Raw genomic sequence first — 26976 nt, 5'->3', positions numbered from 1 at the left:
ACCCCTCACACTGTCACCGATTGCAGCCAGCTCTCATGAGTCAGCGAGGGAGGGACGTTGTACCCTGGGCCCAGATAGAGCGGAGACCGTGTCAATCCACACCAATCCCACGCACAGCGCACGGACGGCGAGAGTAAGCTCTCGTTGCGCTCAGCGCTGGAAGCGGCGCACGAAATTGCGCAGGATCAGGCGCGAGAGGTCCGTGTCCACGGTGGCGACCTGGGCGCGGATCGCCTCGGCCTTCTCGGCCGGGTAGTAGCGGTCGGCGTACTGATCGATGCGGATGGTCACGCCCTCCAGGTCCATCTCGGGGTGGAACTGGGTCGCCCAGGCGGCCTCGCCGACGCGCACCATCTGGATGGGGGTGGCCTCCCCCGCCAGGAGCACCTGCATGCCGGGCGCGAGCTCGCGTACGGCCTCGTGGTGACCCACGTAGGCGTGGAAGCGGTCGGGGGTGCCCTCCAGGAGGGGGTCCTCGCGCCCCGCGTCGGTCTTCGTCAGCGCGATGCCGCTGATCTCCTCGCCGTGGTGGGTGTCGAGGACACCACCCAGGTGCAGGGTGAGGGTCCCCAGGCCGTAGCACAGGCCCAGGATCGGGAAGGATTCGGCCAGGGCTCGGTCGTAGAAGGAACGCAGCCATGCCTCGGCGCGCACCTGCCGCGCTTCCTTGAGGCGATCATCGGCGCCCGCGTCCCACGGGGATCCGCACACGAAGGCACCGGAGTAGTCCGATAGGTCCAGCTCCGGCAGGTCCCGCTCGATGCGCACCCGACGCACGCCTTCCTCCGACAGGCCACAGAATCGCGGAAGGTCGGCGCTCTCCGAACTCAGGACGGGGCCGTCATCGCGCGAGGTCAGCATCAGGAAGGGCTTCGTCATGCTCCCCATGCTATCGGCTGGCACCGGGCTCGCACCGGGTGTCCACGTTCCAAGCCTGCGTGACACCACCGGGCCTCCGGACGCGCGAGGCCGCCGGAGTTCCCCCGCTCCCACGCGCGGGACGCAGATGTGGGCGCTCTCTGCCACACTGGGGTCATGTTGATTCTGCACACCTCCGACTGGCACCTGGGGCGCACCCTGCACGGCGCGCCCCTGGGGGACAGCGCGGACGCGTTCATCGACTGGCTGGTGGCCCTCGTCCGAGAGCGCGGCGTCGACGCCGTCTTGATCTCCGGTGACGTCTTCGACCGGGCGGTGCCGCCCGTCGACGCGCTGGCGCGGATGCGTCGGGCGCTACGCGAGCTGACGGCCATCACCACTGTGATCCTGACGTCGGGCAACCACGACGGGGCGGCGCGCCTGGGACTCTTCGCGGACATGCTCTCCCCGTCGCTGCACGTGGTCACCGACCCCGAGGCCATCGGCAGCGCCGTCGAGGCCGGGGGCACGCTCGTGTATCCGATGCCCTACCTGGAGCCGGACCTGGTCCGCCAGGCGCTCTCCGACCTGGAGCCCGACGGAGAGTCAGGCGCCGCACGCCCTCTTCCACGCTCGCACCAGGCGGTGCTGGCTGCGGCTCTGCGTCGCATCCGCCGGGACCTATCGGCCCGGCGCGAGGCGGGTGATCAACGGCCCGCGATTGCCATGCCGCACGCGTTTGTGACGGGCGCGCATCCCTCAGATTCGGAGCGCGACATACAGGTTGGTGGTGTTCCCTGCGTGTCCGCCGACCTTTTCGACACGCTCGGGGGCGAGGCCCCCCTTGCCCACGGCTTGGACTACGTTGCGGCCGGGCACCTGCACCGCCCGCAGGACGTCGCCGGCGCCCGCGTCCCGATCCGCTACTCGGGTTCCCCCATCGCGTATTCCTTCTCCGAGGCAGGCTCTCCCAAGTCCGTGACCCTCGTGAGGACCGACGACACGGGCGTCGCGGGCATCGACGTGGTGCCGATCCCGACGCTGCGCGGCATCACCGTGCTTGAGGGGACCATGGACGAGCTGCTCGCAGCCCCCGACAAGGAGACCACGGCCTCGTACGTGTCGGTCACGGTCACGGACGACGCGCGCCCCGAGCGCATGGTGGCGCGCATCCGCGAGGTCTACCCCTTCGCGCTCGTCGTCGTTCACCGTCCCTCGCGGGCTCCGTCCCTCGATCTGGCGCGGGCCTTAGCGGCCTCCCGTGACCCTCGCGAGGTCACGGAGGAGTTCTACGAGGCCGTGGGGGGTCGCCCGCTGGATGCCCAGGAGCGCGCGCTCGCCCAGGACGTGTGGGCTGCTCTTCGCCGAAAGGATGCGTCGTGAAGATCCGCTGGCTGCGTATCACGGGAATCGGCCCCTTCGCGGGCACTCACAGGGTCGATTTCTCGGCCTTCGAGGACTCGGGGCTCTTCCTGCTGGATGGTCCCACGGGGTCGGGCAAGTCCACGCTGATCGACGCGATCACCTTCGCCCTGTACGGGGACGTGGCGCGCACGAAGGACGCGTCGAAGGATCGCCTGCGCTCGAACCACATCGGAGATGAGGACCCCTCGGAGGCGGACCTCGTGTTCGAGGTCGGCTCCGGAATTTACCGGGTGAGCCGCACCCCCGCCTACACGCCGATCGGCAAGAAGTCACAGCGCAATTCCCGCGCCTCCCTCACGCGCGTCGTGGAGGATCCGAGTGCGCCCGACGGGTGGCGCACCGTCGAGGCGATCGCGTCGGGACCGCGCGACGTCGGCTACGAGATTCCCCGAGTCGTCGGGCTGGACAAGGACCAGTTCCTACAGACGATTGTGCTCCCGCAGGGGAAGTTCTCCCAGTTCCTGACCTCCACGTCGGATGCTCGCGAGCAGATCCTGCGCGACATCTTCGACACGCAGATCTACGTCGACTTTTCCAAGGCCCTCACCGAGGCGGCGGCGGCGTCCAAGCGCGGCATCGAGGAACGTCGCGCCGCGGCGGTCGGCGCCCTTGAGCAGATGCGCTCGCTCGCCGCTTCGCTCGCGGAGCACGACGGCGAGCGAAGCGGCGAGAAAGCCGCGGGCGCCGCCTCCGAGACGCCCTCGTTGCACGGGCAAGCCGACACGCTCGACGCGAGCGCGCAGGACCCCACCCCCGTGCGGCGCTGGGCGGACCGCGCGTGCCGCGACGCCCGCGCAGCGCACGAACGGGCGCAGGCCGACGCCCTGGACGCCGCGAACCTGGCCCGCGAGGCCGCCCAAGCACTGGATCGGGGCCGGGCATTGGCCGCCGACCGGGCCGAGCACGCGCGCACAACGGCGAGACTGGAGCAACTGCAGGGAGCCGAGCCGCAGATCGACGCCCTGCGCTCGCGAACCGCCAACGCCCACCGGGCGCTCGCCGTCGCGCCCTACGCCTCCTCCGCGGCCTCCTCCGCACGCCGCCTGGAGGAGGCCGCCGACCGGGTTGCGTCCTGCGCCCGAGGCCTCGCCGCCGAGGAGGACAATCCCCTTCGCTCAGGCGACCTCACACAGGAGGTCGTGGCAGATCTTCTCGCACGCGCTCACGCGTTGAGAGACGAGGCAACGCGCACTCTCGGCGCCCTTGAAGCCACCCTCGTCCAGGAGCGTTCCCTGCCGGGCCTCGCCGAGGAGGTTTCCACGCTGAAGGAGAGTCACCGAGGAGCGCTCGCAGCCGTCGCCACCCTCGAGTCGCAGCGCGATACCCTGCCCGCGGTGATTGAGCGGGCGCAGGCCTCGCTCACGCTCATGCGTTCGGACGCCGACGCCCTGCCCGACAAGCGAGCCGCGCTGCATGCGCTGGACCGGCGCCTCGAAGCCTCGCGGCAGGCCGATCTGCTGCGCGCCGCCCTGCCGGGGGCCTCCGAGGAGCTGCGCGAGGCCACGGCGGGGGCCAAGCTCGCCAACGCCGCCGCAGCCGACGCTCACGACCTGTGGATTGCGCAGAGCGCCTCGACAATCGCGCGTGAACTGGCCGATGATGTTCCCTGTCCCGTGTGCGGGTCGCCCGACCACCCCTGCCCTGCTCCCCCGCTTGACGGGGAGATCACGCGCGAGCAGGTCGCCGACCTTGACCGTGCGCGTGATCGGGCCGAGGACGCTCTGCGTGACGCTCGCTCCACCCATCAGGACATGGTGCGCCGCATCGCGCAACTCAACGAGGCGGCCGCGGGGCCGACAGCTCTGCTGGAAACCCAGCGCGACCAGGCGGCCCTTGAGGTTGCCGCGCTCGACGCGCTCAAGCCCCGAATCGCGAGCCTCGAAGAGGACCTGGCGCAGGTGCGCGAACAGCTCGACGGAATCACGGACGAGCTGACGCGCGCACGCGAAAAGGCGGCCTCCCTGGCTTCCCAGCTGACCGAGCGCCGCTCCGCCCTCGCCCACACCCAGCGCCACGTGGAGGGCGAACGGCAGGGCTTCCCCTCCCTGGAGGCGCGCGCCGCGCACCTCGATCAGCGCGCCCAGCGGGCCGCATCCACGATCGGCGCGTGCTCCGACTGGGATGGCGCCCGGCGGGCACACGACGAGGCTCTGCGCATCCTCGAGCGCGCCCTCGATTCCCAGGAGCTCGCCTCAGACACCTGGGAGCGCCTCCTCCTGACGCGCGACGAGGTTGACGCGCTCGAGACACGCATCAACGAGCATGAGAAGGAGCTGTACGCGACCCGCGAAGCCCTCGAATCCGACAGGCTCGTCCGGGCTGCGGCCTGCCCCGAACCCGACATCGCGGCCCTCGCCGATGCCTCGCAGCGCGCCGGAGACGCCAGCGCCGAGGCCACCCGGCGGGCCGGCAGACTCGAGCAGCATTGCGCGCAGCTTGACGCCGCCCGCGAGAGCCTTGGCGCCTCGCTCGCCGCGCTCGCCGACGCACGCGAGCAGGCCGGTCCGATTCGGCGCCTCGCGGATATCGCGTCGGCGTCGGGGCCAGAAAACCTGGTGTCCACGCCCCTGTCCGCGTGGGTTCTCATCGCGCGTCTGGAGGAGGTTCTCGCGTCCGCCAATCCGCGCCTGGCGGCCATCTCCTCGGGACGCTACGAGTTGGTCGCCGTGCCCGATGACGGCACGACCTCACGCAAATCCGGCCTGGGGCTGGCGGTCATCGACCACGACACGGACTCGGTACGCAGCCCCCGGACCCTGTCGGGTGGGGAGACCTTCTACACCTCCCTCGCCCTGGCCCTCGGCCTCGCGGACGTCGTGTCGGCCGAGGCCGGAGGCGTTGAACTGCGCACAATGTTCATCGACGAGGGCTTCGGGTCCCTCGACTCGCACACGCTCTCGCTGGTGATGGCGCAGCTGCAAGCATTGCGCTGCGCGGGCCGGACGGTCGGGGTGATCTCTCACGTGGAGGAAATGGCCACCCAGATCGCGGATCAGATCCAGGTGCGTCCGCTGGGCGAACACGGTTCGACGCTTCGCGTGCGCGCCTAGCTCGCAGGCGCGAGCGCCCCGGGCGGGGTTATCCGCGGTGCAGGTCCAGGAGGGATGGCCGCTCGGAAGTGTCGAACCACGCCAGCGACGAGTCCCACAGGTCGGCCACGGCGCGGTCGGCCTCTTCCTGGGTGCTCGCGGCCAGCACCGCGCGTGCGGCCGGGGCAGCGTCGGGCAGGTCCGCGAGGATAGCCGCCACGTCCGACCAGGTGTACTCAAAGGCCGGGGCGGCATGGATCCGGCTGCTCAGTTCCCGCCCGGGTTCGAGGACCTCACCGGCGGGCGTATCGACCGCGAGCACGACCCTGGCCGCCCGCGCGTTGGCCTCCCGGGCGAGCTCAAGGGACATGAGGGCGGCCTCAGTGACAGCGTCGTCTTCGAGCACCTCAACGTCGTCGGCGCTCATCGCACCATCGGGCAGGCACAGCACGCAGCCGCGAACGGGGGGCAGCGGGACGGACAGCTCGGACAGGAGGGCAGGAACGTAGACGCGCATGGTCACAGTGTAGGCAACCACTGCCCCACAATCGTCTCCAACGCATCGGTGGCGGCGCAACGGGTTCCGTTTTCTCCCAGTGCCTTGCCCCGCAGGCAGGCTCGCGCAACCCCGGGGTCTTCCGGGACGACGTGGAAGATGCACTCGGGCATGAAGGCGCCGATCGCCGTCTGGAGGGAGGCCAGCGGGCGCGGACCAATCGCGTCGGTGCTGACTCGATTGACGATGATCTCGACGGGCGTGTCACTGTCCTGCTGCTCCCACCAGCGCGCCACGTGGGACAGGCGGTTGATGCCGACGATGTCCCCGCGGGCGACGACGATGATCCGGTCTGCTGCCGCGAGGACGCCCGTGCTCGCGTCGTCCCGGTTGGCTCCGCGCCCGGGCTTGTCCAGGGAGGTGGCGGCGACGTCGATGACGCTGTATCGCGCGCCACGGCGCGCCGCCGCGACGATCGCCGCGATACCGCTGCGGCTGACCTCTCGCCAGCGGTGCGGGGTTGCGAGGCCTGTGATGATGGAGAGGTTGCGGGCACGCTCCAGGCTCGCGGCGGCCACGTCCTGCGGGGTGATCGTCCCGCGCGACGCCGCGCGAGCGAGCACGGAGAGGCCAGAGGCGTGGACGGGAAGTCCGAGCAGGTGCGCGACGGTGGGATTGCCCGTGTCGGCATCCACGAGGAGGGTGGGAGCAGTGCGGGCGAGAATCGTGGCGATTCCGGCCGCGAGCGTCGTGCGTCCGGGTGCTCCCGACGTGCCCCACACGGCCAGCACCGATCCCGGGGGCGAGGGAGGGCGCGCCGGAGCCGGCGGGCAGGTCGGCGCAGCGGACACGCGCGGGGTCTTCGTCGCCGCGATGAGGGAGTTGACGACCTGCTCGGGGCTTCCGGGAGCCGCAACCGAGGCGACCCCCAGCGCGCTCAGCCTGGCTCGGTCGCCGTGTGGGGCCAGGGCTATCACCGACATGCCGGATTCGCGTAGGGACTGAATGGCCTCGGCGGTCAGGTCCGGATCGGCGCCGTCGACGACAGCGAGGTCGGCGACTCCGGCGCGCGCCGCCGCGATCACCTCCGCGAGGTCGGCGCAGCGCCGGACGATGGCGAGCGTGTCCGAGCGGGCTTGGATCGCCTGGATGATGGGGGCTTCGTATCGCTGGTCGACCAGGAGCGCGACCCCGTGGATGGTGCTCACGGCGACCCAACCGGGACAGCCGCCAGGGAGTCGGCGGAGGTCTGAGCAGCGAGGAGGGCCGGAACCGAGCCAGCGTCGGCCAGGATCTCAATGCGTTGTCCCCGGCGCGCCTGGGAGGACGAGGCATCCATGACGCGCACGAAGGTGAAGGTTCCCTCGATCTCCCGCGCTTGGTTGTCGGCTTGGTTCGGGCTACGGGTGGGGGTCGCCCACAGCCGCAGCCGCGTCCCATCGGCGACGCCGTCGGGGAGGCCCGCGCTGACCGTGACGGCGACTCGGAGCACGGAGGCCTCGGTCCCATTCCCGTCCGCGTCGGCGAGGTCCTCACGCATGATGAGCTGACCGGGAGTCAGCACGCGCGCCGCTCGGCTTCCCGCGGGGACCTCGGAGCTGGGAGCGTAGACGGAGGGGTTGACGCGCAGGACGACCTCTTTGACGTTGTCTGCGGTGATGGCCTCGCCGGGAGCGATGGTGGTCGTCACCGAGTAGACGCGGCTCCCTCCCCGAAGGAGGCCGCTGAGGGCACTAAAGGCGATGACGGACGCGACGACGAGGACCACTCCGACGACGAATCGGCGGTCGATCTTCCCGGGGATGCGCGTCGGAATCGACACTGATGCGGAGACGCGTTTCACTCTTCTATGATGCACGCTCGATCGAAAAAACGGAAGGTTGTTGAATATCCATTGTAATCAACCGCCCGTATCGATTGAATCACACGCCAAAAATTGTCGACTCAAACCAAACAAACAGAACGAGGCCAACTGATATCATGTTGTCATGGCAACACGATTCCTCACTCTCGCTGACGTCGCCGAGACCCTGAATCTCACCATGTCAGCCACCCGCGCCCTCGTTTCCTCCGGCGAACTGCCCGCAATCCAGGTGGGCGGCAAGCACGTATGGAGGATCGAAGAGTCCGTCCTGGAGCAGTTCATCCAGGACCAGTACGTGGCCACGCGCGAGCGCCAGAAGGCCGAACGCGCCCACTAGTCGCACGACCAGCGCTGGCCAAGAACACGGAGTCGACGAAGCCCCGCGAGCGCCAGCGAGATGACCACCTCGCGATGGTCGTCGCGCCCGTCATCGCTGAGCGACCCCCCATCGAGGATCAGATCAACGTGGTCTGCAAAGACCGCGTCAATCACCCCCCGATGGTCCCCGGCGTCGGACTCGATGACGACGCCGACTCCGCACGCCCCAAGTTCGCGCAGGACGTGCCCGACGCCCACGCCCGCGCGCACGCCCCCTTCGCGGACCGCGCTGCGCCCGAGCGGCCACGCACCGACGATGGCCGCATGCATCACGAGGCTGTCCCCCTCGCCACCGCGGACCAGAATCCACGTCCGCGTCGAGTCGAGGATCGTTCCGGTAACGACGCCGCCTCCGCGCAGCATGAGGGTGACGGAACCATCGGATCCGGCAAGCCTCGCCGACAGGGTGACCGAGGCTCGTTCAGCATCGGTGAGCTCGTCGATAAGGTCCTCGAGTTCGCGCTCGCGAGCCTCATCGAATCGCGCTTCGAGTTCGGCGAGGAATCCTGACATGTCCATGTTCCTACGATGCCACACTCACCACCGCGACCGGGCCATATCACATTAAGAGATACAAACTGTAATGGATTGACATTGACGGTTGCATCGGTCATAGTTGTCCTATCGAATCCGTCCACTCGATGAAGAGTTCACCATGACACACGATTCACCCCATCGATTCAGCCAGCCGCAGCTCGGCGACGCTTTCCTGTGGCTCGTCGGTGCGCCGCTTGCCATTCTCGACGCCCTCTACCTGATTCACCTCGCTCCCCCACTCTCCCGGGCGCAACCCGAGGCGCTCGCGATCTGGGTCCTCGGACTCGGAGCGTTCGCCCTCCTGGCGTGGAGCCTGGCGTGTTCGGCGTGCGCTCACCTCGCGCTCCTGCGTATCGCCCCGCCCGCCCTGCGCCGGGCGGCACATTCGCTCGTTCGACGCTTCGGCACGGGACTGTCGCGTTCGCTGCTGGCCAGGGCGGGGGCCAGCGCGCTCATCGGATCCTCCCTCGTGGCCGTCGCTCCCTTCGCCGCCCTCGCGACGCCGCTTGAGACAGCGACCGGGGTCTCGCTGACGTGGGCCGACGCGCCGGGCGCCGCCGACGGCGCCACGCCCTCGCCAGCGGAGTCCACGGGCGGCGACCACGGGGCACCCGCCGCCCCCTCCCCCAACGCTGCGACTCAGGTCACGGTCGCGCCGGGAGACTCCCTCTGGTCGATTGCCTCCGCGTTGAGCCCGGGCGCAGACGATGCTCGCATCACCGAGGCATGGCACGCGATCCACGCCGAGAACGCGGCGAGCATCGCAGACCCCTCACTCATTTACCCCGGCCAACGCCTCACCATCCCCCAGGACTTGCCATGAGCACGCAGATCGCTCCCCGGCCACGGACGACCCGGCAACCGTCGCGTCGCCCCGTCACCGGCCCATCCCCCTCCCGTCCCACTCCCGTCTCGCCCTTCCGTTTTGGGCGCGACTCGTGCCTGCCCGCCACCGTGCGAGACGTATCGGAGCAGGTCCGCGATCCCCTTGGCCTCCGCGCCGAGCTGCCGGATCCGGGCGCCTGGGCGGCCACCCTCGCGCGCGCCATCGTCGAGGTCGTCACGGGCGCGAGGCAGGCGCAGCAGCTTCGCCGCTGGCTCCTGCCCGAGATCTACGCCGCCCTCGTCGCCGTTCGCCTGAGCCCGTGCGCGCGCGGCACCAACCCCGTCCACGTTCGCACCTGTCCCATTGACGACAGGCGAACGGAGGTGGCCGTGATCGTCTCCACCGCCTCCCGCACCTACGCGCTGGCTCTGCGACTCGAAGAATACCGGGGCCGCTGGATGACGACCGCTCTCGAGCTCGCATAGGACCCCATCCGACCACCTCACCGGACAGGAATGGGTGCACTGACGGGAGTGAGGGGATCGCGTCAGATCCCCTCACTCCCGTGACAACGTTTAGCGGCGGCGACGCTTCTTGGCGGCCCGACGCTCGGCGCGATTACCCTTCGGCGCGCCAGCGGAGGAGTCGCTCCCCTCGGCGGACGAGTAGGTCACGCGAGTCGGCGCCTTCTCCCGGCCCACGTTGCCCATGACGGAGCGGGCGTGAGCGACGGCCTCGCGCGCCGCCTCGGCGGCGGCAGAATCGAGTGCGGCGACCTCTTCGACGCTGGGTTCGCTGGCCGCGGCCTCAGAGGGGGCGAGTGTCGCATGGGCGATCGAGCCGCCAGCCTGCTCCTCGGCGGAGGCCAGCGCGCGTTCGAATTGCTTGGCGAAGCTGAAGACCTGCTGGACCGATTCCTCACGGATGCGCTCCACCATCGCCTGGAACATCTGCGCGCCCTCGTCCTTGTACTCGACGAGCGGGTCGCGCTGGCCCATCGCACGCAGGCCGATGCCTTCCTTCAGGTAGTCCATCTCGTACAGGTGCTCACGCCAGAGACGGTCCACCACGGAGATGACGACGCGGCGCTCGAGGGCGCGCATGGGTTCATCCCCCAGCTGGGCCTGCGCCAAGGGATTGGCATTCAGGCGGTCCTCGGTGTCGGCGTACACCGCGTGAATGTCTCCGATCAGCTCGTTGACCAGGTCATCGCGAACCAGCGAGGACGCTCCGCCGTGCTCTTCCTGGACTTCCTCGATCGACACCGACGGCGGGTAATAGCCGCGCAGATTCTCCCACAGGGCCGGCAGATCCCACTCGTCAACCGGCTTGTCCGCAATGGCCTCGTCGACCAGACCGGTGACAAGCGACTCCATGAACGAGCGCAGCTGGGGGGCCATGTCCTCGCCCTCCAGGACCTTGCGGCGCTCCCCGTAGATCGTCTCGCGCTGACCCGTCATCACGTCGTCGTACTTCAGGACGTTCTTGCGGATCTCGAAGTTGCGTGCTTCGACCTGGTGCTGCGCCGACGCGATCGACCGCGACACCATGCGGTTCTCCAGGGGCATGTCCTCCGGGTAGGCGCCCGAGGCCATGATGCGCTGAGCCATGCCCGAGTTGAACAGGCGCATCAGGTCGTCCTCCATGGACAGGTAGAAGCGGGACTCACCGGGGTCACCCTGACGTCCGCTACGACCGCGCAGCTGGTTGTCGATGCGCCTCGACTCGTGCCTCTCGGATCCCAGCACGTACAGCCCGCCGAGCTCGCGGACCTCTTCGCGCTCCGCCTCAACAGCTTCCTCCGCGGCCTGGAGCGCCTTGGGCCACGCCTCCCGGTACTCCTCGGCGTTCTCCTTCGGGTCGAGTCCCTCCGCCTCGAGGTTTGCCTGAGCGAGGAACTCGGAGTTTCCTCCCAGCATGATGTCGGTTCCTCGGCCCGCCATGTTGGTGGCGACCGTGACCGCTCCCTTGCGCCCGGCCATGGCGACCACGGCCGCCTCTCGGGCATGCTGCTTGGCGTTGAGGACCTGGTGGGGAATATGCTTCTTCTTCAGCATCTGGGACAGAAGTTCGGACTTCTCCACCGACGCGGTACCGATCAGGACCGGCTGGCCGGCCTCGTGGCGCTTGGCGACGTCCTCGATGATCGCGTTCAGTTTGCCGGCCTCCGTCGGGTAGACAAGGTCGGGCTGGTCCTTGCGGATCATCGGCTTGTTCGTGGGGATCGGGATGACGTCGATCTTGTAGGTCGAGGCGAATTCGGCCGCCTCGGTCTCGGCGGTGCCCGTCATGCCCGCACGGGACCCCTCCGGGTACAGACGGAAGTAGTTCTGCAGCGTAATCGTGGCCAGGGTCTGGTTCTCCGCCTTGATCTCGACGCCTTCCTTCGCTTCGATCGCCTGGTGCATGCCGTCGTTGTAGCGTCGGCCCGGCAGGACACGCCCCGTGTGCTCATCGACGATGAGGACCTCGCCGCCGTCCACGATGTAGTCGCGGTCCTTGAAGAAGAGCTCCTTGGCGCGGATCGCGTTGTTGAGGAAGCCGATCAGCGGGGTGTTCGCCGCCTCGTACAGGTTTTCCACGCCCAGCTGGTCCTCGACCTTGTCGATGCCCGGCTCCAAGATGCCGACGGTCTTCTTCTTCTCGTCGACCTCGTAGTCCTCGTCGCGCGTGAGAAGGCGCGCGATGCGGGCAAACTCGACGTACCAGCGGTTCAGGTCCCCGTCCGCGGGGCCGGAAATAATGAGGGGGGTACGGGCCTCGTCGATGAGGATGGAGTCGACCTCATCGACGATCACGAAGGCGTGGCCGCGCTGCACCATGTCCTCGGGGACCTGAGCCATGTTGTCGCGCAGGTAGTCGAAGCCAAACTCGTTGTTGGTGCCGTAGGTGATGTCGCACGCGTACATCTCGCGGCGCTGCGCCGGGGTCTGCCCCACGAGGACACACCCGCAGGTCAGGCCAAGGAAGTTGTAGACGCGACTCATCAGGTCGGACTGGTACTTGGCCAGGTAGTCGTTCACCGTCACCACGTGGACGCCCTTGCCGGTGAGCGCACGCAGGTAGGAGGGCATCGTGGCCACCAGCGTCTTCCCCTCGCCGGTCTTCATCTCCGCGATCTTGCCCTGATGCAGGGCGATGCCGCCCATCACCTGGACGTGGAAGGGGCGCATGCGCAGAATGCGCCACGACGCCTCGCGCACGGTCGCGAAGGCCTCGACCAGGAGGTCGTCCAGGGTTTCCCCCTCCTCCAGGCGATCCTTGAACTCCTGTGTTTTGGCCTGCAGCTCCTCGTCCGTCAGTGCCTCGAAGTCCTCCTGCATGGCGTCCACCTGCGAGGCCAGCCGATCCAGCTTGCGCAGCATCCGGCCTTCGCCCGCGCGAAGGATCTTGTCAATAATCGACACGAAAAGCTCCTGACGTCGTGCGCCCGCCCCCTTGTGAGCGGACAGTCAAATCCACCCATCAGTTTACGAACTAACCGCCCAAAGTGAAAACGCCCGCGCAAACATGGACGCATTTAACGCTCAGAGCGCACGCGCGGCGCCCCGGGCCTGCCGCCCGGGGCGCCGCGCGCACTCATGAACCGTCAGATCGTCGTGTTCAAACGAAGCACGCCATACGTCCACCCGTGGCGGTGGTAGACGACGCAGGGCTGATTCGTGTCCCTATCGACGAAGAGGAAGAAGGGGTGGCCGACCATCATCATCTGGTCGAGGGCCTCGTCCACGCTCATCGGCGGGGCCTCGTGTACCTTCTGGCGGACGATGATCGGGGTATCACCCCACTGCTCCTCACGCGCCTCGCCGACTTTGAGGTCCTCCGCGCTGCGCAGCGGCTTGGGAGCCTCGGGTTCGGGTGCGGCCTCCGGGACGGCGGTCGGCGCTGCATCGAGGATCTCGGTTTCGGCCAGGTCACGCGGGTAGCGGCGCCGGTGGTCCTTCACGCGGTCACGTAGGCGACGCAGGCGCTCGTAGAGCTTGCCGGCGGCGATGTCGACCGCGGCGTAGCGGTCCGCGGACTTCGCTTCGGCGCGAATGATCGGACCTTTGCCGAAAACGGTCAGCTCGATGCGCTCGGCGGTGTCGGCCTGGCGAGGGTTGCGTTCGTGAGTCAGCTCGACATCCACGCGCTGGGCGCGGGGGTAGAACTGAGTGATCTTCGAAACCTTCTCCTCCACGTATGCCCGGAAATTCGGGTGAATCTCGGCGTTACGTGCAACGACGGTGATATCCATGTGTTTCCTCCATGGTGTGCGGCGGGCTCCCTTGCCCGCAGGTGGGGATTGCTCGGTGCTCACTGCCCGAACCGTGCTCTGAGCTATCACCTCCCGCACATGGCGTGAACGGCGTCCGCGCAGCCCACGCTATCGAAAGTCTGTATCCACACTATACCTCATGCCGTGACCTGCGTCATGAGGAAGCGCCCGCGCGACACAGGGCGGCGACGACGTCGAGCGCACCCAAGACTCGCTCCATCTCACGGATCGTGGCGCCCGTGGTCACCACGTCGTCGACGGCGACCACGCGAATGGATGCGCGCGGAACGGCGAGTGCCCTCATCGCACCCATGCGCCCCACGACGCGCTGCGCCCCGGCCTTTCCAGATTGAGAGCCTGCCCCGAGGCGCAGACGAACGGCATTGACGACCGCGACGCGTGTGCCCGGACGCGCACTCGACGCGATACCGCGAGCAACGGCGATGGCGATCGGCAGGGCAACCTGTCGACCGCGCATGCGGCGCTTCCACGACGAGGGTGCGGGCACGACCCACACCTCGGTGCGGGGAACGCGGCTCGAGGGCCGCGACTCACGCGCGGCGTCCCACTCGCGTGCCTTGCCGATGCCCAGCACCTCGCACGCGCGCACGCCCAGGTTTTCTCCCGCATCGTCCAGGAACTCCCCCAGGTCCGTTTTCGCTGAGTGCTTCGCGCTCAGAACGATCCGCCGCAGCGCCCCACCGTAGTCGCCGAGGAACACCCCGGGGAGGGGGCCACGGTGCCCCTCGACGTCGGCGTTCAGCGGGGGGCGACGCGCAAGCGCGCGGCACGACGGGCACAGCACCTGATCCCACGCGAGACACCCGGCGCATTGCACGGGCAGGAGCGCGCCCACGAGTTCCCGAACGAGGTCGCGGGCAGCACGCGGGGCACGCATGCGTCACCCCGCGAACCGGGCGGATGTCAGGCCCTGCGGGGCGCTCTGCCACAGGGCGCCCGACCGGACCAGGACCTGGCGCTCACCCCCCGAATCCACTCCCGTGATGACGACGGAGGCGGAGGACGATCCCGCGCTCATGGAGGAGACGCGAATCGGCAGGGACACGGAGGAGGGAAGCCCTCCCAGCGGCATCGTCACCAGGTGATCCTCCTCGTTCCCGGACTCGCGCAGCACCAGCGCCACCCCCGTCGACGTCGTCCATGAGGCGTCGATGACCGCTGCGCGCTCAACGGTGATCCTCTCGAGGGAATGCACCGCCTGGGGGCGCCCGCCTGCTCCTCGTTCAACGACCCCCACCCACGCGCTGGCGTCACTTCCACGGATGATCAGGGCGCGTACGCCGTCCGGCGAGATCCGCACCGCGTGTATGTCTCCCGCGCTCTCCGCTTCGACGCCGACGCCGAAAGCGCCCTCGGAGTCTCCGCCGACGCTCACCGAGGATGCCGAGGCCGGGCCCCACACCCACCCGTAGCGGTCGACGGAGGGGCCGAGTGGGGCCTGCCCGGGCAGGAAGGCGACGGTGTTGTCACCGCGCTGGGCGTAGACGCCGTCCGTACCGCTCCACGCGACGAGCGCGGGGTCCACGGGCGAGGCCGTCGGATTCGTTGCATCCGTTGCACCGCTCAGGCTCCTGACCCCCGAATCCGAGACGATGCCCACGCCCTGCGGACCCGCGCCAACGAGCGTGTCGAGGGAGTAGGGGGGTGCGGGCGGGACCCCGTGCGCCTCGAGGGTTTCCCCCGAGAGCGTCACACCGACCTGAGAGACATCCCCCGCCTGAGTCAGCGTGCGCGTCAGCTCCCACGACAGGCGAGCCTTCGCGCCCTCGCTCGCGGGCATGACGGCGTTCAGCTCAACGCGAGCCACGCCGTCGGCGACCTCAACCCCGTGGGATGGCAGGGTCGTCCCGGCGGGGATCGCATTGGAGGCAACCGCGGTGAGGGACTGCCGGGGTCCGGCCACCAGGCCCGCCAACAGGTGCGATGCCAGGCGCCGCGAGGGAAACCAGCGGGGGTCCGCCACCAGGTCGGTGCCCTCGGTGGTCGGGAAGTAGAGGTTGACGAGCGAATAGAGGGCCGTGAAGGCCGCCCTGCTCATGAGGACGAGGTTGTCGGGGGCGTTGATGCGCCACTGGCCGTTTTCTCGAACGAGGGAGAAGGAACGGGACACGGCTCCTACTTCGACCCGCGTGAGAACCCCCGAGGCGTCGATGCTCGCCACCCCCAGGACGGACACGGTCACGTCAACCGAGGAGTTGGCCTCCGCTCCCACGCTGATAGCAGGGGCGGTATCCGTGTCGTAGACAAGGATCTCTGTGTCGGGCTGCCACGCACGCGCCGAGGCGGAGGTGAGAAAGAGCCTGGCCGTGGCGTAATCGTCCTGGGGGCCGGCCGCGCACGCCAGGAGAAAATCACCGACGAGGGTCTCGGCATCGGAGCCGTCAGCCGGTCCTTCTGCGGAGAATTGGACGCCAGCACCATCGCGGGCGGGCACATCGAAGGGCGCGGGGGCTGAGGAGGTGGGAAGCGACGCGCAGCCCGCGAGCACCAGGCACACGGCAAGAAGGAGGGCGGGTCTTCTTCTCATTCTTCCTCCCACAGGGCAAGGGGTCGGCTGGCGATCTCGTCTCCGGCGTGCCTGGGAAGAGTCATCAGGAAGGAGGCCCCGCGTCCCGGTTCTCCCCACGCCTGGAGGCGTCCGCCGTGTATCTCGACGTCCTCGGTGGCGATCGCGAGACCGAGGCCCGTTCCGCCGGTGGTTCGCGCCCTGGCAGTGTCGGCCCGGTAGAAGCGGTCGAAGACGTGTGCGACAACCTGCGGGGTCATCCCCACGCCGCGGTCGCGCACGCGACAGGCGACGTCGGTGGCGCTTGCCGCCACGGTGATCGTCACCGTTGAGCCGTCGGCGTGCTCGATGGCGTTGACGACGAGGTTTCGAATGACTCGCTCGATGCGGCGCTCGTCAATCTCGGCAGAGGCGCGGGTGGGTGCCAAGGTCTCCACTCTCACGCCCTGACGGCGGGCGAGGTCGGCGCAGCCCGCGACGACGCGCGCGACGATGGGCCGAAGATCTCGTTCTTCCGCGTCCAGCAGGGCGCTGGCGGCATCGTAGCGAGAGATCTCCAGCAGGTCAGCGAGCATCTGCTCCATGCGCTCGGTTTGGTCGTGGAGGAGTTCGGCTGAACGACGCGCGTGAGCCGGCAGGTCATCGCGGTTGTCCCACACGACATCCTCGGCCATGCGGATCGTCGTCAGGGGCGTGCGCAGCTCGTGGGAGACATCGGAGACGAATCGCTGCTGCAGCTTGGCGAGTTCGTCGTACCTGGCGATCGTGTCCTGAAGGGATGAGGTCATGGCGTTGAAGGCTCTGCCCAGGCCCGCCATCTCGTCGTCGCCGCGAACCTCCACGCGCACATCGAGGTCTCCTTCCGAGGCTTTCGTCGCCGCCTGCGCGGTCAGACGCACGGGGAGGAGAAGCCTGTGGAGGAGCGCGAACACGCCGATGGGCAGGGCGACGACAATCGGAAGCGCAGAGAAGGCCAGGACCCGCAGGACGACATCGACCTGGGCCTGGTCGGCGGAGAGCGAGTAGAGGATGTAGAGCTCGTGTGTTCCCGCGCGGGGCAGCTGCACCTGCGTTCCCACCAGGATCCCCGGGTCTTGCTTGCCGGAGGCGGAGCGGATGGCAACCGACTGCCACTGGGCGTCTCCCCCCGCCACGGCGGCCCGCATCTGCGGGGACACGAGGGCGCGCATCTGCTCGTCCTCGATCTGGTTGATGCGCAGCGAGGCCGCGGACCCATCCGAGCGCAGGAGGGCGACGTTGGTCGCTCCGGCTCCCGCGGCCGAGGATTTGATCGACGCCAGCGCGCTGCGCGCGGACTCCTGGACCTGGTCCGGGGAGGTGGCGGTCGAGGAGGAGAAGGCAGACTGCGCGGAGGAGAAACGCAGGGAGGCGTCCGCGAGGATCGCGTCCTTGCGCGTGTCGAACATCGAGGAGCGCAGCTGGGAGGCGACGATGACACCGAAGATGAGGAGAATGGCGAGCGCGGCGAGGGTGATCGCCAGGGCGAGCCTGGCGGAGAGGGAATGGCGCACGCGATGGGCGAGGTGCGAGGAGGAGAGCAGCCTCCACACCCGCGACTCGGTCACCGTGCGCGCGAGGCGCCACGCAGAGCGGCTACGCTCCGGCGCCGGCACGGTACCCAACCCCGCGAACGGTCACGACCAGCTCGGGCTTTTCGGGGTCACGTTCGATCTTCGAGCGCAGGCGCTGGACGTGAACGTTGACGAGCCTCGTGTCGGCGGCGTGCCGGTAGCCCCACACCTGCTCGAGAAGCTCCTCGCGGGAAAAGACCTTCCACGGCGCGCGCGCGAGGGTGGCGAGGAGATCGAACTCCAGGGGGGTGAGCGCGATGACGTGGCCGTCACGCTGGACGACGTGCCCTGCGACGTCGATCGACAGGTCCTGCAGGGTGATGCCCTCGTCGGCCTGGTTGTCGTCTCTGCCGCGCAGCCGCGCACGGACGCGGGCCACCAGTTCCTTGGGTTTGAAGGGCTTGGGGACGTAGTCATCGGCTCCCGCCTCAAGGCCGGTGACGACGTCGGAGGTATCGGAACGAGCGGTCAACATAACGATCGGCACATCCGAGACGTGCCGGATGGCCCGGCACACGTCGAAGCCGTCCATTCCGGGAAGCATGACGTCCAACAGGACCAGGTCGGGATGGTGCTCCTGAAACTGAGCCAACGCCTGGGATCCGTCGCCGCAGAAGACGACTCGGAACCCCTCGTTCTGGAGAACGATGCCGATCATCTCAGCCAGGGCGAGGTCATCGTCGACGACGAGAATGCGCGAACTCATGTCACGATAGTGTCACGAATTCGTCACGGACGCAGGCGACTCGCGCGGTCGCGGCGATTTTCCTCACCGGAACGAAGTTTCGCGCGCTGGCCTCGTATGGCAGGATTAACGCAGTAGCAATATCACCTATCGGAGGCATCAATGAGTTCCCCGTGGACTTCTCCCGACCCATCCAACCCCTACCAGGGGTGGACTCCTCAGGCGGGCGGAGCGAGCGGACCCGGACCACAGGGGGCTCCCGGGGGCGCCCAGCCCGGTTACGGAGCTCAACCCGGCTACGGCGCCCAACCTGGTTACGGAGCTCAACCGGGTTACGGCGCTCAACCGGGTTACGGAGCTCAGCCCGGTTACGGAGCTCAGCCCGGCGCCTCGGGCTATAGCGCTACCAACCAGTGGGGTTGGGCTGCCAAACCCGGCATTATCCCGCTGCGTCCTCTCGGCCTCGCCGACCTCTTGAGCGGCTCCTTCCAGGCGCTGCGCACAAACCCGACCGTGCTCTTCGGCTTTACCTTCGCGGTGATGAGCATCGTCTCGCTGATTAGTGCCGTCACGACGTACCTGCCCTTCCTCGGTCTTCAGTCAACGACCGGCTTCTCCGATCCCCAGGCAGCAACCAGCAGGAGCGGAGCCGAAGCCCTGCAGCTCCTGACGATGCTCGGGGGCAGCGGCGTGCGCACGCTGGCCACGTTCGTGGGCACGACGATCCTCGTGGGGGTCCTGGCCGCGGCCGTCTCGCAGCTGATGATCGGAAACAAGCTCACGGTCGGACAGGCGTGGTCGATGACGATGCCCCGGCTCGGCTCCCTGATCGGGACGCTCTTCCTGACCGGCTTGATCGTGACCGCGCCGATCCTGCTGTGGTTGATTGCGACAATCGGGATCATCTACTCGCTGTCGGCCTCCGATTCCCTCGCCCCCGCGTTGGGCGGAATGGCCCTCCTGTTCCTGCCGGTGTTCGCCCTCATCGTGTTCCTGAACATCAAACTCCAGTTCGCGCCGATCTGCGCCGTTCTCGAGGAGGCGGGTCCCGTGACGTCTCTGAAGCGTTCGTGGGCTCTGACCGACGGAGCCTTCTGGTCCACGCTCGGACGAATGCTTCTCATCTCGATGGTGACGGGCGCGATAGGCGGCCTCATCGGCCTGGTCATTGGTGCTATCACCGTGGTCCTGGCCTTTACCACCACGGGCGGAGGCGTGGGATCCTCGCCGCTCGTCCTCGCGATCTCCTCGGCGCTGACGATCCTCGCCGCCGGCATGGCCACCCCCATCACCTCCACCTACGAGACGCTCATCTACGCCGACCTGCGGATCCGCAAGGAGAACTTCGCGAGCGTATTGGCCCAGGCAAGTAACCGACAGTGATCGCCGTGCTTACCTGCGAAGCCCCGCTCACCCCGGACGAGGAAGAGGCGCGCGACTGGCTGCTCAAAGAGCTCTCCCGCGTCGAGTACTCGGAGGCTCCCAGCCCCGTCGTGCGCTTCGTCGAAGCGATCATTCGCTGGTTCACGGAGGCTTTGAGCTGGAAGGGGCAGGGCGCCCCGCCTATCTCGCTGATTCTGATGATCATCGCAATCATCGCAATCGCGGGAGTCATCATCGCTCTCATTCTCAACCCGATTCGCCTCGCGAGGAAGGCCTCGCGCACGGTGTTTGAGGAGGAGGCAAGCCTTCCGGAGGCCACGGAGGCATTCGACCAAGCCGTTGCCTCACAGGATTGGAGCCTTGCGTACGTGTGGGCGTATCGCCTCATGGTCCTGGGCCTGGACGAACACGAAGTGGTCTCATCCACGCCCGGCCTGACCGCCCATGAGGCTGCCAGCGCGGCGACCCGAGTCGTCCCCGATATGGGGGCCGAGCTCGCACAGCACGCGCGAGAGTTCGACGCCGTGCGTTACGGCCACTCCTCGATGACGCGGGACCAGGTCGAGGCATTGCGTTCCTTCACGCGCCAGCTACTGCCAGCCTGCGCCCGGGCGAAGGAGCGGTCATGAAAGCCACACAGGTCGCCGTCGTCACTCCGACGAGCAGGGAGCGCTTGTCGGCAGCACGCCCCGGCCTTCTCCTCGTCGCGTTTACGATGATCATCCTCGTCGCCATCGCCCTGTTTCCCCGAGGGGGATACGACGATGCGCCCGTGGGGATCCGCAACAAGGGCGCGGACGGTGCCCGAGCACTGGCCCAGGTCCTGCGCGACCACGGGGTGTCCGTTCGCGAGGTGTCGGTTTCCCAGGCCGCATCGGTGGACGACAACACGACGCTGGTCGTCATCTTTCCGTCCCGCATGAGCAACGAGGTGGCCACCGCGCTCGAAACACGCGCCAACGTCGTCTATGTCGGCTTGGAGGAGGCGTACGGTTCCTTCGCCCCGTACATGGACGGTCTGCGAGCGACCAGGACGTGGAAGAGCTCCCGCACCACCGGCGCCAATTGTTCCTCACAGGCTGCCCAGAAGGCGCACTCCCTGACAACCTCGGACTATGTGGTCTCCGGAACGTCCTCGCAGTGGGAGCTCTGTTTCCCCGTCGACGACAGCTCCTACGCCTACGCCGAACGCTTTGAGCCGGGACGCTTCCGCGCGCTCATTCCCGACTCCGTACGCCTGCGCAACCGTGGCATCACGGACGAGGGAAACGCGGCCCTGGCCATCAACGCGATCGGACGGACCCCAAAGGTTGCGTGGTACTCGCCCACGGAGTCCGACAAGCTGACCGACGTGGATCAGAACATCGCCCAGTCCCCCTACATCGCGCCCGCCTTCCTCATGGTGATTGGCGCAGGCCTCCTGGCAGCCGCGGCACGCGGCAGGCGCTTGGGACCGTTGACTCCGGAGCGCCTTCCCGTGGAGGTTCCCGCATCCGAGACCCTCATCGGCAAGGCTCGCCTGATGCGTTCCCGGCGCGCCTACGATCATGCCGCCAGAGCGTTGCGCAGCGCCGCGGCCTCGCGAATCGCCACCTCGCTGGGGGTTGCGCACACGAGTGATCGTGAGACTCTCATCGGCGCAATCGAGCGGCAAGGCTTGCCCGCCTCCCGCTCGACCGCGCTCCTGTGGGGGCCGCCCCCCACCTCCGAAGCTGAACTCGTCCGCCTCGCCAACGACCTCGACTCTCTCGAGAAGGAGATCCGTCATGACTAACCCGATTCCCGGCCCGGCGCCCGAAGGCCTCCCCCAGCCCGGCCCGGCGCCCGAAGGCCTCCCCCAGCCCGGCCCGGCGCCCGAAGGCCTCCCCCAGCCCGGCCCGGCGCCGATGGCGCCTCCCAACTCCTACGCGCCCCAGGCCGCTCCCCTCCAGGCCGGGGGCGCCCCCCAGGCCTCCCCCGCCTCGTTCGCGGCCCCCACGGGCGAAGGATGGACAGGGCGTTCACTGGACCAGGACGAGATGCGCACGCAGGAGGCGCTCCTCGCACTGAAGGCTGAGATCGGCAAGGCTGTGGTCGGCCAGGAGGCGGCGATCTCGGGATTGATCGTCGCGCTCGTCGCCCAGGGGCACGCCCTCCTTGAGGGTGTTCCCGGCGTCGCCAAGACCCTGCTGGTGCGCACCCTGGCCCGCGCCCTCGACGTCGACATGGCGCGCATCCAGTTCACTCCGGACCTCATGCCCGCCGACATCACCGGCTCGATGGTGTGGGACGCGGGACGCTCGGAGTTCGTCTTCCGCGAGGGCCCCGTGTTCACCAACCTGCTGCTCGCCGACGAAATCAACCGCACGCCCCCCAAAACCCAGTCCGCCCTGCTTGAGTCCATGGAGGAACACACGGTATCCATCGACGGCCTGACGCGCCCGCTGCCCGATCCGTTCATGGTCATCGCCACGCAGAACCCCATTGAGTACGAGGGCACCTATCCCCTGCCCGAGGCACAGCTCGACCGCTTCCTGGTCAAGCTTGAGCTGCCCCTTCCCGATCGCGACGCCGAGATCAACATCATCGCCCGGCACCAGGCCGGTTTCAATCCCATGTCGCTGTCCGAGGCCGGAATCTTGCCCGTGGCGGGGGCCGCCGACATTCACGCCGCCCACCGGGCCGCCTCCCGCGTCGAGGTGTCCCCCGCGGTCGTGGGGTACCTCGTTGACCTGTGCCGAGCAACTCGCATGTCGCCCGCGGTCCGCCTGGGCGTTTCTCCCCGAGGCGCGACCGCGCTGCTGCGCACGTCGCGCGTATGGGCATTCCTCCAGGGACGAGGCTTCGTCACCCCCGACGACGTCAAGACGATGGCTCCCGTCACGCTCGCGCACCGCCTGGGCCTGCGCGCGGAGGCCAACCTCGAAGGGGTCACGGCGGTCGACGTCATCACAGGGGTGCTCGCCGCAACCCCCGTTCCTCGCTGAGGCACCCGTGGCTATCTCGGCGCGCAGCGCGCTCCTCGTCTTGCTCGGGCTTGTCCCCCTGGCCTTCGCCCCCTCGCGCGCCTTCGCGTGGGCGTGGTTTGGCGTCGTCGTCGCCGTGTGCCTCCTCGACGTACTCGGAGCGCCCTCCCCGCGGTCCCTGCGCCTCAGCCGCGAAGTGTCGGGGCCGATCCGCGCCGACCAGAGCACCGAGGCCACCGTGCGCCTGACCAACACGACCAAGCGCCACATGCTCCTTGATGTGCGTGACGCTTGGCCGCCGTCGCTGCGCCCGGCCCCTTCCCGCCACAGGATCCGGCTGCGCCCCGGGCACTCCGAGCGGGTCTCGACGACGTTGTCCCCCACGAGGCGAGGAACCCGCCACGCCGACATGATCACCATCCGCTCATGGGGGCCACTGCACCTGGGAGCCCGTCAGGTATCCTTCGAGGCCCCGGTGAGCCTCTCAGCGCTCCCGGAGTTCAAGGCCAGGGTCCTCCTGCCCTCGCGCCTCGCGCGCCTACACGAGCTCGAGGGGACCACTCCCACCACGTTGCGAGGCGCGGGAACCGAGTTCGACTCGCTGCGCGCCTACGTCATCGGTGACGACCCCCGCGACATCGACTGGCGGGCCTCCGCTCGCTCAACCGAGCTCATGGTGCGCCAGTGGCGCCCCGAACGCGACCGTCACGTCCTCATCGTCGTCGATTGCGGACGCGCCTCCTCAGCGCTCCTGGGCGCCCCCGAGCACGAGGAGGTTGACTCCATCGCCCTGGGACGTGCCCCTCGTTTGGATTCCTCCATCGAAACCGCCCTCCTCCTGGCCGCTCTGGCCGACCGTGCGGGCGACAAGGTGCACGTGCTCGCGCTCGACTCGCAGGTGCGGGCGCGCGTCTCGGGCGTGCGCGGCGCGAAGGTCATCGAGACGCTCGCCCGCGCTTTCATGGACATCTCCCCGCGCCTGGACGTTACCGACTGGTCGCAGGCGGTTGGCGCCATCGAGCAAACGGTTCACCACTCGGCTTTCGTCGTGGTCATCACGAAGATTCCACCCGCGGGCATGGACACGGACTTCACCGATTCCTTGGCCCGCCTGTGCGAGCGCCACACGGTTCTGGTGGCCTCGGCCAGCGACCCCGACGAGCTGCGCGCGCGGCAGGGCCGTGACAACGCCGAGGAGGTCTTCCTGGCCGCGTCGGCGGCTCTCGCGGAGCGCTCCGATGACGCGGGCGCGTCCGATGTGCGAATGACTGGTGCTCTCACTGTGCGCGCATCGGCCGGACTGTTGCCCGCGCGCACCGCCGACCGTTACATTGAGCTGAAGAAGAGCGGACGCCTGTAGCCGCCACCCGCGCGGCTCGATCAGCCGGCGACCGGCTGATAGTAGCCGGAGTCGACTCCGACGTCCGCGTTCTCCCCCGCGGCGTGTGCCCGTCGGCCGAGGATCAGCGTGTAGGCCCACACGGCTGCCGTCATGGTGACCCCCAGGGAGATCTTGACTGCGTCGGGAAGCTGCGAGGGCGTCACAAAGCCCTCCAGGACGCCCGATCCTGCGAGGAGAATCGCGCAGCCAACCGCTGCGGTCATTGACGAGCGAGCGGCAACTCCGACGGCCTGGAAGCGCGTCGCCACGCCGGGAACGAGGAGAGCCCAGAAGACCCGAAGGCCGGCGGCAACCGAGATGAACACCGCCGTGAGTTCGGGCAGACCGTGGGGCAGGATGAAGCGGAAGAAGTGCCAGGGCCCACCGTAGGTGATGACGATGCCCGCCGCGTCGCCGACCCCCGTCGCGTTGCGCCACAGGATCATGAGGGGATACACGCCCGTGATTCCCGTGGCCACGGCCTGCAACGCAATCCAGGCGTTATTGGCCCACACGGAGAGCCCAAACTCGGCGTGCGTGTCCTGGCGGTAGTACTCCACGAAGGAGGTGTGAGCGTAGTTGCGCAGCTGCTCGGGTGTTCCCAGCTCATTCATTGCGTCGGGGGTGGTCATGAGGTAGTGGGCTTGGATGGCGCCAAGCACGACGAAAACGGCCGCGACCGCCAGGGTCCCCCACCGAATCTGATACAGGGTCAGAGGCAGGGAAACACGGAAGAACCGAGCGATCGCAGCGCCGGTCAGGCCGCCCGTTCCGGCGAGGCGCCCACGCGCCGCGGACAGGGTACGGGACAGGTCCGCGATCAGGTCGGGGTCGGGGCTGGATGTGCGCACGCGCGCCAGGTCGGTGGTTGCCGACCTGTAGAGTCGGTCCAGCTCGTCGATGTCCTCGCCGCTCAGGTTTCTCGTGCGCGTGAGCTCGTCGAGTCTCTTCCACTCTGTTTTTCCGCTTACCCGCAGCACGTCGATGTCCATTGGACTAGCGTGTCATACATGAGCGCACCACGCAGTCAAACGAGCCTCATTCAAGACGATTACGTTCGCACCGGCGAGGCGGTGGTCCTGGACGTGACTCCGGCCTCTCCTGCCGAACGTCTGGCTGCGGCCGTCATCGATGGCACCGTCTACTTCTGGGGTGCCATTATCATCATCATGATCGCGGCGCGGACCTGGCACGGCTCGTCGTCCCTCGCCCGCGTCTTCATGATCGGTGTTCTCGCCTCGTGCATGTTCTTCATCCCCCTGGCCGTCGAGATGGCTACCCGCGGGCAGTCCCTGGGCAAGTGGGCGTTCAACCTGAGGGTTGTCCGCGACGACGGCGGCCGAATCACCGCGCGTCACAGCGCGGTGCGCGTGTCTGCAGGCATCTTGGAGTGCTGGCTCACCATGGGTGGCATCGCGTTCTTTGCCGTCTTGATGAGCAAGAAAGGCAAGCGCCTCGGGGACATGGCGGCGGGAACAATGGTGCTCTCGCAGGGGCCGTCCGTGTTCTATCCTCCGCTCGTCATGCCGCCGGGGCTGGAGGAGTGGGGGCGCACGGCCACGATCCTTCCGCTCGATGAAGCTCTCGCAGCCGAGGCTCGCGCGTTCCTCACCACGAATCGTCACCTCACCGCCGAGGTGCGCTCTCAGGTGGCGCTCCAGCTGGCCGACCGTCTCTCGCGTCGCGTCCAGACTCCTCTGCCTTCGGGCCTGCACCCCGAGATTGTGATTGCCGCTGTGATGGTCGCGCGCCGCGACCGGGAGTGGGAGAGGGAGGCGCGGCGCCGAGCCAAGGGCAAGGCCCGTTTCCACGAGGCGACGCAGCCTCGTTTCGGCCTGTAGGCCCTACTCGTCAGCCTCGTCTGTGCCGCTGACAACCGTGAACTGGGCACGCCGACGCGCGTATGGGCTCGACGGGTCCAGGGGACTGGAGGTGTCGGGTGCGCCCACGGAGTGAGCAGCGCCGAAAGGTCCGGCTTCTGCCCTGCGCGTGTGCGCGCTCGGGTCGGGGGCTTCTTGGGCTTCCTGCGCGACCCGACGCACGGCATCGACGAGGGCGGCAAGGTCGTCGCCCGAAGGGGGAGCCGGCTCGAAGTTGGTGGCCAGGCGCACGACCTGCCAGCCGAGGGGCGCCGTGAGGTGCTGGGCGTGTTCGTCGCACAGGTCGTAGGAGTTCGGGTCGGCCACGGTGGACAGCGGGCCGACGACGACCGTGGAGTCCTTGTAGTCGTAGGTCAGAGTTGCGACGGCCGCCGTTGAGCAGCCGGGTTTGGAGCAGTGTCGTTGGGCAATCACGCCCCTAAGAGTACGACACTCTGTGCCCGCATCGCGCGCTCCGGCGCATGCTCGGCATACTCTGAGGGGGTGTTGTCTACGCGCCGTCACCTCTCGAGTCGCAACCGTCACGGTCGCGGGCCGCGCGGTCCCCTCTTTTTCCCGGGGACGCCTGCGTGGCGGACGCGGCGCGAGGACTTCGATCTGCTCGTCAAGGAGCTGGTTTCCGACCTGATTCGTCGCTGGCCCCAGGTCGCGACGATCGAGTTTGCGGTCGAGGATGTACCCCCGTCGGATCCCGCGCCGTGGGAGTCACACAGCGTGGTCGTCGCCCGGGTCTTCCCCGCGGATCGGCGCCGCGCGTTGCGGGACCGGATCGTGGTCTATCGGCTGCCGATCGTGCAGCGTTGTCCCGCCGAGGAGGTCGCCGCCACGACCCGGCGGGTTCTCGTCGAGAGAATCAGCCACATCCTGGCGCTGCCGCCGGATGAGATCGACGACGCGCTGGCGTGAGGCATC

The 26976-nt window shown here is 68.3% G+C and carries 25 protein-coding genes; 12 read left to right on the top strand and 13 right to left on the bottom strand.

The window, feature by feature from the left end; genetic code table 11:
* Positions 1–150: 150 nt before the first annotated feature.
* Positions 151–879 (bottom strand): glutamine amidotransferase-related protein, encoded by a 729-nt coding sequence (locus NQK35_RS00955; protein ID WP_257114278.1) that lies wholly within the window; start codon positions 877–879, stop codon positions 151–153.
* A 156-nt stretch (positions 880–1035) separates the two neighbouring features.
* Here NQK35_RS00955 and NQK35_RS00950 point away from each other — a divergent pair, with 156 nt between their 5' ends.
* Together NQK35_RS00950 and NQK35_RS00945 are read left to right on the top strand one after the other, a co-directional pair.
* Entirely contained in the window at positions 1036–2241 is a 1206-nt protein-coding gene (locus NQK35_RS00950; RefSeq protein WP_257114277.1) for an exonuclease SbcCD subunit D, read from the top strand.
* Entirely contained in the window at positions 2238–5333 is a 3096-nt protein-coding gene (locus NQK35_RS00945) for an AAA family ATPase (protein ID WP_257114276.1), read from the top strand. Before NQK35_RS00950 ends, NQK35_RS00945 begins: the two co-directional genes overlap by 4 nt.
* Before the next feature lie 28 nt (positions 5334–5361).
* On the opposite strand, the gene NQK35_RS00940 is transcribed toward NQK35_RS00945, so the two are convergent.
* Genes NQK35_RS00940 through NQK35_RS00930 form a run of 3 tightly spaced genes read right to left on the bottom strand, consistent with a single transcriptional unit; the run spans position 5362 to position 7651 of the window.
* Positions 5362–5829 (bottom strand): DUF6912 family protein, encoded by a 468-nt coding sequence (locus NQK35_RS00940; protein WP_009212205.1) that lies wholly within the window; start codon positions 5827–5829, stop codon positions 5362–5364.
* A 2-nt stretch (positions 5830–5831) separates the two neighbouring features.
* Positions 5832–7016, bottom strand: coding sequence for an AAA family ATPase (locus NQK35_RS00935; RefSeq protein ID WP_009212206.1), 1185 nt, complete (start codon positions 7014–7016; stop codon positions 5832–5834).
* A complete protein-coding gene (locus NQK35_RS00930) occupies positions 7013–7651 on the bottom strand; it encodes an SAF domain-containing protein (RefSeq protein ID WP_232209819.1) in 639 nt (212 codons plus the stop codon). Before NQK35_RS00930 ends, NQK35_RS00935 begins: the two co-directional genes overlap by 4 nt.
* 145 nt (positions 7652–7796) lie before the next feature.
* Here NQK35_RS00930 and NQK35_RS00925 point away from each other — a divergent pair, with 145 nt between their 5' ends.
* Positions 7797–8009, top strand: a complete 213-nt coding sequence (locus NQK35_RS00925; protein ID WP_009212208.1) for a helix-turn-helix domain-containing protein — start codon at positions 7797–7799, stop codon at positions 8007–8009.
* Here NQK35_RS00925 and NQK35_RS00920 read toward each other — a convergent pair.
* Positions 8006–8569 (bottom strand): hypothetical protein, encoded by a 564-nt coding sequence (locus NQK35_RS00920; RefSeq protein ID WP_009212209.1) that lies wholly within the window; start codon positions 8567–8569, stop codon positions 8006–8008. The genes NQK35_RS00925 and NQK35_RS00920 overlap by 4 nt on opposite strands.
* 136 nt (positions 8570–8705) lie before the next feature.
* Here NQK35_RS00920 and NQK35_RS00915 point away from each other — a divergent pair, with 136 nt between their 5' ends.
* Together NQK35_RS00915 and NQK35_RS00910 are read left to right on the top strand one after the other, a co-directional pair.
* A complete protein-coding gene (locus NQK35_RS00915; RefSeq protein ID WP_257114275.1) occupies positions 8706–9410 on the top strand; it encodes a LysM peptidoglycan-binding domain-containing protein in 705 nt (234 codons plus the stop codon).
* Entirely contained in the window at positions 9407–9898 is a 492-nt protein-coding gene (locus NQK35_RS00910; protein ID WP_257114274.1) for an Rv3235 family protein, read from the top strand. Before NQK35_RS00915 ends, NQK35_RS00910 begins: the two co-directional genes overlap by 4 nt.
* Positions 9899–9988: 90 nt before the next feature.
* On the opposite strand, the gene secA is transcribed toward NQK35_RS00910, so the two are convergent.
* The 6 genes from secA to mtrA form a co-directional block, all read right to left on the bottom strand.
* Positions 9989–12820, bottom strand: coding sequence for a preprotein translocase subunit SecA (gene secA / locus NQK35_RS00905; protein ID WP_257114273.1), 2832 nt, complete (start codon positions 12818–12820; stop codon positions 9989–9991).
* A gap of 182 nt (positions 12821–13002) precedes the next feature.
* Entirely contained in the window at positions 13003–13650 is a 648-nt protein-coding gene (gene hpf / locus NQK35_RS00900) for a ribosome hibernation-promoting factor, HPF/YfiA family (protein ID WP_009212213.1), read from the bottom strand.
* A gap of 175 nt (positions 13651–13825) precedes the next feature.
* Entirely contained in the window at positions 13826–14569 is a 744-nt protein-coding gene (locus tag NQK35_RS00895; protein WP_257114271.1) for a ComF family protein, read from the bottom strand.
* A 3-nt stretch (positions 14570–14572) separates the two neighbouring features.
* On the bottom strand, positions 14573–16219 hold the full coding sequence (locus tag NQK35_RS00890; RefSeq protein ID WP_257114270.1) for an LpqB family beta-propeller domain-containing protein: 1647 nt from the start codon (positions 16217–16219) through the stop codon (positions 14573–14575).
* Entirely contained in the window at positions 16216–17784 is a 1569-nt protein-coding gene (mtrB, locus tag NQK35_RS00885; RefSeq protein ID WP_257114269.1) for an MtrAB system histidine kinase MtrB, read from the bottom strand. Before mtrB ends, NQK35_RS00890 begins: the two co-directional genes overlap by 4 nt.
* A gap of 28 nt (positions 17785–17812) precedes the next feature.
* Entirely contained in the window at positions 17813–18496 is a 684-nt protein-coding gene (mtrA, locus tag NQK35_RS00880) for an MtrAB system response regulator MtrA (RefSeq protein WP_009212217.1), read from the bottom strand.
* 141 nt (positions 18497–18637) lie between these two features.
* Here mtrA and NQK35_RS00875 point away from each other — a divergent pair, with 141 nt between their 5' ends.
* The 5 genes from NQK35_RS00875 (at position 18638) to NQK35_RS00855 (ending at position 24163) form a co-directional block, all read left to right on the top strand.
* Positions 18638–19858 (top strand): hypothetical protein, encoded by a 1221-nt coding sequence (locus NQK35_RS00875; RefSeq protein ID WP_257114268.1) that lies wholly within the window; start codon positions 18638–18640, stop codon positions 19856–19858.
* 5 nt (positions 19859–19863) lie between these two features.
* Positions 19864–20487 carry a DUF4129 domain-containing protein gene (locus NQK35_RS00870; protein ID WP_306456015.1) on the top strand — a complete coding sequence of 208 codons (624 nt, stop codon included), beginning with the start codon at positions 19864–19866 and terminating at the stop codon, positions 20485–20487.
* The gene (locus tag NQK35_RS00865) at positions 20484–21632 is read left to right on the top strand and encodes a DUF4350 domain-containing protein (RefSeq protein WP_257114265.1); all 1149 of its coding nucleotides are present in this window, start codon (positions 20484–20486) and stop codon (positions 21630–21632) included. The genes NQK35_RS00870 and NQK35_RS00865 overlap by 4 nt, the downstream gene beginning before the upstream one ends.
* A gap of 112 nt (positions 21633–21744) precedes the next feature.
* Positions 21745–22824 (top strand): AAA family ATPase, encoded by a 1080-nt coding sequence (locus NQK35_RS00860; protein ID WP_426693639.1) that lies wholly within the window; start codon positions 21745–21747, stop codon positions 22822–22824.
* A 7-nt stretch (positions 22825–22831) separates the two neighbouring features.
* Positions 22832–24163 carry a DUF58 domain-containing protein gene (locus NQK35_RS00855; protein WP_009212222.1) on the top strand — a complete coding sequence of 444 codons (1332 nt, stop codon included), beginning with the start codon at positions 22832–22834 and terminating at the stop codon, positions 24161–24163.
* A gap of 20 nt (positions 24164–24183) precedes the next feature.
* Here NQK35_RS00855 and NQK35_RS00850 read toward each other — a convergent pair whose 3' ends face one another.
* The gene (locus NQK35_RS00850) at positions 24184–25176 is read right to left on the bottom strand and encodes a stage II sporulation protein M (RefSeq protein ID WP_257114263.1); all 993 of its coding nucleotides are present in this window, start codon (positions 25174–25176) and stop codon (positions 24184–24186) included.
* An 18-nt stretch (positions 25177–25194) separates the two neighbouring features.
* Here NQK35_RS00850 and NQK35_RS00845 point away from each other — a divergent pair, with 18 nt between their 5' ends.
* Positions 25195–26025 carry an RDD family protein gene (locus NQK35_RS00845; RefSeq protein ID WP_257114262.1) on the top strand — a complete coding sequence of 277 codons (831 nt, stop codon included), beginning with the start codon at positions 25195–25197 and terminating at the stop codon, positions 26023–26025.
* A 3-nt stretch (positions 26026–26028) separates the two neighbouring features.
* On the opposite strand, the gene NQK35_RS00840 is transcribed toward NQK35_RS00845, so the two are convergent.
* The gene (locus NQK35_RS00840; RefSeq protein ID WP_009212225.1) at positions 26029–26478 is read right to left on the bottom strand and encodes a DUF3499 domain-containing protein; all 450 of its coding nucleotides are present in this window, start codon (positions 26476–26478) and stop codon (positions 26029–26031) included.
* A gap of 183 nt (positions 26479–26661) precedes the next feature.
* On the opposite strand from NQK35_RS00840, the gene NQK35_RS00835 reads away from it, so the two are divergent.
* Complete coding sequence (locus tag NQK35_RS00835; RefSeq protein ID WP_082157963.1) at positions 26662–26970, top strand: metallopeptidase family protein; 309 nt, start codon at positions 26662–26664, stop codon at positions 26968–26970.
* The last annotated feature ends 6 nt before the right edge of the window (positions 26971–26976 follow it).

The sequence above is a fragment of the Schaalia odontolytica genome, assembly GCF_024584435.1.
Classification (GTDB): domain Bacteria; phylum Actinomycetota; class Actinomycetes; order Actinomycetales; family Actinomycetaceae; genus Pauljensenia.
Note: the sequence above shows the minus strand (reverse complement) of the source record. Positions and strands in the feature narration are given on the sequence as shown.